At 70.5% G+C, this 7,755-nt stretch carries 6 protein-coding genes and 1 pseudogene; all 7 read right to left on the bottom strand.

Annotation, left to right across the window (positions count from 1 at the left end; genetic code table 11):
• Positions 1–1,236 (bottom strand): annotated as a pseudogene (gene tnpB, locus BMG523DRAFT_RS17905) (IS607 family element RNA-guided endonuclease TnpB); the annotation flags it as partial.
• An 88-nt stretch (positions 1,237–1,324) separates the two neighbouring features.
• Positions 1,325–2,341 (bottom strand): C45 family peptidase, encoded by a 1,017-nt coding sequence (locus BMG523DRAFT_RS17900; RefSeq protein WP_023840425.1) that lies wholly within the window; start codon positions 2,339–2,341, stop codon positions 1,325–1,327.
• Positions 2,338–2,937, bottom strand: coding sequence for a GNAT family N-acetyltransferase (locus tag BMG523DRAFT_RS17895; protein ID WP_011437654.1), 600 nt, complete (start codon positions 2,935–2,937; stop codon positions 2,338–2,340). Before BMG523DRAFT_RS17895 ends, BMG523DRAFT_RS17900 begins: the two co-directional genes overlap by 4 nt.
• Positions 2,938–2,940: 3 nt before the next feature.
• Positions 2,941–3,204: a hypothetical protein gene (locus BMG523DRAFT_RS17890; RefSeq protein WP_035941249.1), complete on the bottom strand. Its 264-nt coding sequence runs from the start codon at positions 3,202–3,204 to the stop codon at positions 2,941–2,943.
• Between the two features lie 19 nt (positions 3,205–3,223).
• Positions 3,224–4,750, bottom strand: a complete 1,527-nt coding sequence (locus BMG523DRAFT_RS17885) for an AMP-binding protein (protein WP_043591708.1) — start codon at positions 4,748–4,750, stop codon at positions 3,224–3,226.
• Positions 4,747–6,735, bottom strand: a complete 1,989-nt coding sequence (locus BMG523DRAFT_RS17880) for a class I tRNA ligase family protein (protein ID WP_011437657.1) — start codon at positions 6,733–6,735, stop codon at positions 4,747–4,749. Before BMG523DRAFT_RS17880 ends, BMG523DRAFT_RS17885 begins: the two co-directional genes overlap by 4 nt.
• A complete protein-coding gene (locus BMG523DRAFT_RS17875) occupies positions 6,732–7,727 on the bottom strand; it encodes an FAD-binding oxidoreductase (RefSeq protein ID WP_035909436.1) in 996 nt (331 codons plus the stop codon). The genes BMG523DRAFT_RS17880 and BMG523DRAFT_RS17875 overlap by 4 nt, the downstream gene beginning before the upstream one ends.
• Between the last annotated feature and the right edge of the window lie 28 nt (positions 7,728–7,755).

Genomic DNA, 7,755 nt, shown 5'->3' with positions numbered 1-7,755 from the left:
TACGGTCGGCTCCACGGGCGTTTACCGTCTCCGACCTACTGGCGGCGACGAGGTTGGACAGGTTGACCGCGGCGTTCAGGTCGCGGCCGCCTACCAGCCCGCAGGACTGGCAGGCGAAGATACGGTCCGACAGGGTGAGGCCTGGGTTTCGCCAGCCGCAGTCGGAACAGGTCTTCGAGCTTGGATACCAGCGGTCCGCGACCACGAGCGTCGATCCGTACCAGAGGGTCTTGTAGGCGAGCTGGCGGCGGACCTCGGCCATCCCGGTATCGGACACGGCACGGGCAAGACGGCGGTTACGGACCATCCCGGCCACGTGCAGGTCTTCCACCACGATCGTGTCGTGGGTCTTGGCCAGCCGGGCGGTGAGCTTGTGCAGCCCGTCGCGGCGCTGGTAGGCGACGCGGGCATGGAGGCGACCGAGGGTGGCGGCGTGTCTACGGCGACCGGCGCTGCCGGGCGTGGAGCGGGCGTAGGCCCGCGACGCGCGGCGCAGTTCGCGCAGCGACCGGGCCAGCGGCCTGGGGTTCTCGACGGTCTCGCCGGTCGACAGGACGGCGAGGTGCCTCACACCCAGGTCGACCCCGACCGGGCCGCCCCGGCGCTGCCGGGTAGACGGCTTGCCGGGGACATCACGGTCGGCCTCCACGGTGAACGCCACGAACCAGCGCCCCGCGGTCCGGGACACGGTCGCGCCCAGCAGGCGTGCGGACCCGTCGACGAGCCGGCCGGTCAGCGCACCCATCGGCTCATGCACCTTGACCCGGCCGACCCGGGGCAGCTTCACCTGCCGATCCCCAGCCGGACCGTAGGCGCCGGTGGTGTACCGGAACGAGTCACGGGCCCTCCCGCGCTTCTTGAACCGGGGAAACCGACCCGCCGGCCCTTCCGCTTCCCTTACCGGGAGTCGGTGAAGTTCTTCAACCCCCGGGCAAGCTGATCCAGGCCAGCGCGGAACGCCTCCTTCGAGCACCGCGCCCACCACGGGGCCAGCTTGTGTTTCGCAGCGTTCCAGGCCAGCCGCAACGCGGGCAGCGTCCACGACACCGGGGTGAGCAGATCACCGGTCAGCCCGTAGGACTGTTCGGCCTCGCGCTGCGCGAACGCGGCTTTCACCCGGACCAGACCCCAGTTGTAGGCGAACCGCTCTGCCCCGGCATGCCGGCGCAGAGCGGCAAGCCGGACGGTGTTTGGATCGAGAGCGAACCCTCTCCACCTCCCGCGACGCCAAATCATGGAAGGGTCGGCTAACGAACCGCTTGTTCCAGCAGGTAGGTACAGCGGCGGAAGAGTGGTCCGTCGTGGTGGAGCATCGCCACGATTGTTACTTCAACCGGAATGTCCGAGTAGTGGACAAGGCCGGGTCGCCGGGCCGAAGCCGCAGCTCCCCGAGCTCCGGTAACAGGACTGCTGCCGCGACCGTGCGCTCCCGCCGGATGTCGCCGTTGTCGGGCACCCGGATGGGTGGGGCGGACAGCAACGCGAGGTGCTCCTCGGGCTCCTTCCCAAGGGTCGCGAGCACCGCCGTGGCAGCCTCAAGCCGGCGGACGGAGGAGTTGCGGGCGAACACGTTGATCTCGTCGTGGGGAACGAAGTCGGGATGGAGGAAGTGGTTGGTGTGGACGGTCTGTGGCGCTTGCACGGTCCGTAGCTCGTCACCGAGGATCTCCACCCAGACCGCCCGGGTGGCATCGCAGAGCGTCAGCGACCGGGAGCTGGCCAGCCGCAGGCCGCGGAGGACGTCGAGGGCTTCCTCGACGTCCTCCGCTGTGTCGAGCAGGTGCCGGATCGCCAGGTACGGGGGCAGACCTGCCCGCCAGTCGCCACCCAGGACGAGGTTGAGCCCGATCGCGAGGCCGCGGCTGTTGAGGCCGAGGTATCCGAGCAGGCCGCCGAAGCTCAGCACGAGCGAGCGGCCGATCGGCGAGGCCAGGTCGAGGACGGCGATCTGGTCTTCGAGGTCGCCGTTGAGGTCGACGGTCTGGGCGAGCAGCGGGCCGGCGACCCGCGCGTAGGTGGTGCAGTCACCCGCGGTGGGGATCTTGGTGTAGCCGAGGATCTCGCGCCGAAGCTGGAGCAGCCAGGCCTCGTCCTCGTCCAGGCCCGCGCCGGACGCGAGCCCGGCGACCTCGGCCGCGAGCCGCGGCGTGGCGTGCTCGATCTCCGTACGGTACCGGGCGATCGTCGGGCGCAGTCCGTCCAGCGTCACCGGGTCGGGCAGCAGCCGGCCGAGCCGGCAGACGTGGTCGTCCACAAACGACCGCAGCCGCCCCGCCAACGCCGCCCCGTGGGCCTTGCCCAGCTCCGACGGCTCCCCGTCCGCCCTGACCAGGACGGTCACGGGCACGCCTTAGGGCGCTCGGCGAGCGTCTTCTTCACGATCGGCCATTCCTCGACCAGCACGCTGTAGTAGATCGCGTCGCGACGGCGCCCGTCCGGCATGGGGTTGTAGCTGCGCAGCACCCCCTCCTCGACGGCGCCGATGTTGCGCAGGCCGCCGCGGGCCTGGGTGTTCAACACGTCGGTCTTGAACTCCACCCGCAGCGCGCCCAGGCGCTCGAAGGCGTGCTCCAGCAGCAGCACCTTGGCCCACCGGTTGATCCCCGTGCCGCGGAAGTCTCGGCCGAGCCACGACCAGCCGATCTCCAGCCGAGCGTCCGGCTCGGACAGGTTGCTATAGCTCATGCTGCCCGCGACCCGGCCGGTGCGCTTGTCGGTGATGACGAAGACACATCGCCGGCCGGCCCGATGGTCGGCGAGAGATGCGTCGAAGAACGCCTCGAAGTCGGCATCGGATTCCACCCGGAAGACGAAGTACCGCCAGATGTCCGGGTCGAAAGCGATCGCCCGCAACGCTTCCCGGTCGGCCTCGGTGACGGGTGCGAGGCGGACGTGGTCGTTGTCCAGGACGGCCGGGCCGTCCGTGCGCCAGGCCACCGGTCAGGCCCCCGCTGGAGCGTGCCGGGACAGGATTTCCACGCAGTCACGCAGGGTGTGCATCCCGGCCAGATCGTCCTCGGTGAAATGGGCCATGTCGATGCCCGTGTCCCTGCACAGCGAGGTCAGGAACAGGACCTTGTTCAGCGAGGTCAGCCCGTAGGTACCGGTGAGGGCGGCAGCGGGCTCCAGGTCCTCGGGGGCGATGTCGATGGTCAGCACCGCGGCCAGGTTCTCCCGGACGACGGTCTCGATGTCAGGCAGCACAGAGTCGGGCAGCACAGAGTCAGGCAGCATGGAGTCCCTTCCTCGGGTCGCCGAGCTGGCGCAGGTACACCGCTCGGATCTGCTTCCGCTTGGGTTTGTACTGAGATGTGAGCAGGCCGTTGTCGATGCTGAACGGCTCGTCGGCCACCACGGCCCGGTGGATGTACTGGTCACCGCCGAGCGCCTTGTTGGTGGCCGCGAGCTGTGCGGAGATGGCAGCGGTGTCCGCCGGCACCGACGCCGGCGAGACGACCGCCACCAGCTCGGTCTGGGCCGGGCAGTAGAGCACGCACTCCGCGATGGCCGGGCTGGCCTTCAGATGCTCCTCGATCTGCCTGACGATGATCTTCTTACCGTTGTCCAACACGATCGTGTCGTCGGCACGACCGAGAACGAACAGGAAGCCGTCGGCGTCAAGGTATCCGAGGTCACCGGTGCGCACGGTGCCGTCGGGGCCGAAGACCCGCTCGGAGTCGCCGGGCTCGCAGTAGGCGTACCGCCCGTTCACCGGGTGCTGGGCACGGACGCTGATCACCCCGTCATCGTCGATGAGTACCTGCTTGCCCGGCAGCACCCGGCCTACGCTGCCCTCCCGGTGCGCGCCCGGGTGGTTCTTGGCCACGATGCACGTCTCGTTGAGGCCGTAGCCCTCGTAGATCGGCAGACCGAGCCGGTTGAAGAAGGCAAGGGTGGCGGGATCGGCGGGCGCCGAGCCCGTCCAGAGGTAGCGGATGCGGTCGCCGAACAGGTCGCGGGCCACATCGGCGAGGTCCCGGCCGGTGCGCTGGGTGCGGCGCTCGATCTGGCTGCGGGCACCTTCGAAGAAGCCGGGCACGCCCATGACGACGGTCGGCCGTACCTGGGTGAGTGCGACAAACGCCGCCTCGTAGGTGCAGACCGTGACGTCGTGGCCGTGCAGCAGCGCCGAATACACCCAGTAGCGCTGCTGAAGCAACGACAGCGGCAGAAACACCAGCAGATTGTCGCCGGGGCCGTGGCCGAACATGCCCTGGACGGCGTCCAGCGAGCTGTCGATGCTGCCGACGGTGGCGCCCAGGCCCTTGGGCGTGCCGGTGCTTCCCGAGGTGAACTTGATCGTGGTGACCTCGTCGGGGGCGTACCTGACCGGCGGCGGGGGCACGTCGGGCAGGTCGTCGAGCAGGTCGTCGAGCAGGTCGTCGAGCAGGTCGTCGAGCAGGGCCGCGAGTTGCTCGACACCGGATTCGTCGGACGGCCGGTCGGTGAACAGGAGGGAGAGGCCGTAGCGGTCCATGAGTTCGCGGGTAGGCGCGAACTTGCCCGGTTCCAGGCCGGCGGTCTCGACCTTGAGCCGCAGGGCGGCCAGGTCGAGCACCACCCACTCGAGGCTGTTGGCGGAGAGGATGCCGATCCGGTCGCCCGCGCCGAGGCCGCGGGCGCGCAGCCTGGCCGCGACCAGGCCGGACAGTCGCCAGACCTCGGCGAGCGGGACCTCGCGGGTGCCGGCCAGCCTGGTGATGTACAGCGTCCCGCGGTCCGGGGTGGACGCCAGGAGTTTGTTGATCATGACAGGCTCCTGCTGGTCGGGCGGAAGAACGTGGTGTGGGCGAGGGTGACCTTGCTGCCCGGCGGGATCAGCTCGACCGTGCTGGGCCACTGGTCGGGCGCCGGCTGGCCAAGGGCTTCGGCCAGCCGGACGGCGAAGCGCGGCATGACCGGCGCGGCGCCGTGCGCGAGCAGTGCGGCGGCGGCCAGCTCCAGTGCGGTGGCCGTGCGCACCTCGTTCGGCATGCCGCCGGCCCGCGCCAGCACGCGTTCCCGGCGGCTGAACCGGAGCGCGTCGGCCACCAGGGCGTCCAGTTCGGCGGCGGCCTGGTTGAGCGAGAACCCGCCGGGCCGCAGGCTGGCGGTGAGCGCCCCAAGCCGGGCAGCGAGCTGGCTGAGGAACCCGGCGTGCTCGGGGGTCCAGTTGCCGGCGTCGGGAGCCACCCCGTCGTAGTGGTCGGCCACGTGCTGGCCGAGGTCGTTCAGCCAGGCCTGCCAGGTGCCGATCAGGGTGGTCGCGAGCGTGTGCTCGTAGGCGTCGAGCTCGAAGTTCGTTCGCTGCGCCTCGGGACGGCTACGGGCGAGGAAGTAGCGCACGGCGTCCACGCTACCGGCGTCGAGGATCTGCTTGCCCCAGATGGCGTGCCGGCGGCCGGTGGAGAACTTCAGGCCGTCGTAGAGGAAGAACTCGTTGACGTGGTAGTCGATGTCCGGCGTCCAGCCGGGCAGGGCGAGCTGGTAGAGCACCGGGTAGAGAATCGCGTGGTAGAAGCTGTTGTCGTAGCCGAAGAAGTGGACGATCTTCCAGTCGTCGGTCGGCTCGGCGGCCGTCCAGTCGCGGCCGATGCGCTCGCCGAGCTTCTGGATGCCGTGCAGGAAGCCGAAGGCCATCTCCGGCCATACCCAGATCACCTGGCCGGCGCCGTTCGCCTCGTGCGGGGTGATGCCCCAGTCGCTGGGGTGGCTGACCGGGATGTCGACCCGCTCCCGGCGGAACAGTCGTGCGGCGAGCTCCCGTAGCCGGGCCGGGACGCGGCCCCGGCGGTGATGGTCGAGCACCGTGCCCGCGTGCTCATGCAGCGGCAGCACGTAGCGGCGGACCGTGCCGGCAGCGGGTGCCTCGCCGGAGGGCTTGGCGACCGGATCGGCCAGGTCGACCACGGTGTTCGGCTCGCCGCACTCCTCGCAGATGTTGCCGCCGGTGATCTCACCGCAGCCGGGGCAGCCGCCGCGGACGTCGACCTCGTAGAGGTATTGGCCGGTTTTCGGGTCGAACAGCGCGGGGCCGTCGCTCGGGGCGATCGCGCCGGAGTCGACCAGCCTGGTGAAGAAGTCCTTCAGCGCGGGGACATAGCTGGGGTCGGCGTTTGTGACGGTGTACTGGTCGAGCGGGATGTCCATCAGTCGCAGGGTTTCCGCGATCTCGGCGCTGTAGTGCGCGGCCGTTTCGGCGTTCGACCTGCCTTCCCGGCGAGCGCAGTCGACCACGTAGGACTGGAAGTCGTCGCTGCCGGTCAGGTGCCAGATGTTGGCGCCGTTCATCCGTTGGAACCGGACGTAGGCGTCGGCACCCAGATACGGGCCGGAGAGGTGGCCGAGGTGGAGGTCGCCGTTGGGGGTGGGCGGCGTCGAGAAGACGAACACCGGGCGGTCGCCGTGCTCGCTGGTCACCGGGGTGGCCGAGGACACCGCGCGGGCGCCGTCGCGCCAGTACTGGGTGAGGAAGACCAGATCCTGATCCCCGGTGTTCTCCACGACGTGAGCCTCGAACGGCTCGAACAGGACGACGGTGCCCGGCGCGACCGGGTGGCGTTCGGAGCCCACGACGAACTCGCCGCGGCCGGCGACGATGACGATCAGCTCGGTTTCGTCGTGCCGGTGGTGCGCCGAGGCGACGCCCGGTGCGACCCGGCCCCAGGCGGCGCCGGTGCCCAGCCCGTCGACCGAGACCATGTCGATCCCGAATGCTTCGGAGAGCGCGGCGACGCCAAAGCGGTCGATGATCATGCGGTGTCCTTCTCGTCGAGCAGGTCGGCGGCCGCCGCGGCGATCGCGGGGGCCAGCCGGTAGCCGGAACCGCCCGCCGCGCCGGCGAACAGCACCCGGCCGTCGGCGGTGACCGGGCGCACGATCGGCGTACGGTCGGGGCTGTAGGCATCGCAGAACACGCGGCCGGAGACACAGTACGGGCTGAGCTTCGGGGCGTAACGATCCAGGATCGCCCGGCCGCGGTCGAGGTCGTCGGCGGACAGCTCCCCGGTCAGCGCGTCCGGGGTGACGTCCCAGTCGGGTGAGGTGTAGCTGAACAGCCAGTGGCCGCGGTGGGCCAGCGGTAGCAGGAACGCGTCCTCGTCGTGGAAGACGGTCGTGCGGTCGCGAGGGGTGGCGGGTCGTTCGATGTGCAGGGCGACCACTTTCTTGATCCGGACGCCGAGCGGGGCAAGCAGCTCCGGCCAGGCCAGCCAGGGACCCGGTGCCAGCACGACGCGGCCGGCGGTGAGCCGGGCACCGGTGCTCAGCGTGAGGACGACGCCGTCCGGTGCGGACCCCACGGCGGTGACCGCGGTGCCCTCCCGAAACGCCGCGCGGTCGCGGAGCCGAGCGGCCAGGAGTTGGGTGAGCGCTCCAACGTCGGCGTAGTGGGCGCCGTCGCCCTCCCAGCCCTGGTCGGCCGGACGCAGCCGCGCTTCGGGGAGGTAGTGCTCCCGGACGGCGGCTTCGTCGGTGCTGACCACGGTCAGGCCCACCGGGTGGATCGGCACCTGTGGGTCTCGCCGGCGCAGGTCCTCGTACCAGCGATGGCTGTAGGCGGCCAGCGCCCGCACCCGTGGGGTGGCACCGCGCGGGAAGTGCAGGCCGGCGGAGAACCGGGACACTCCGCCGCCAACCACTCCCCTGTCGATCACCGTCACCCGCCGGTGGGGCGCGCGGGCCAGTGCCTCGGTGGCCACCAGGCAGCCGACCACTCCGGCACCGACCACCACGACGTCGGCGTCCACATGATCGCACGCCCTTTGGCCCAGGATT

It is taken from the genome of Frankia sp. BMG5.23 (genome assembly GCF_000685765.2).
In the GTDB taxonomy this organism is placed as follows: domain Bacteria; phylum Actinomycetota; class Actinomycetes; order Frankiales; family Frankiaceae; genus Frankia; species Frankia casuarinae.
This window is presented reverse-complemented; position numbering and strand designations above follow the sequence as displayed.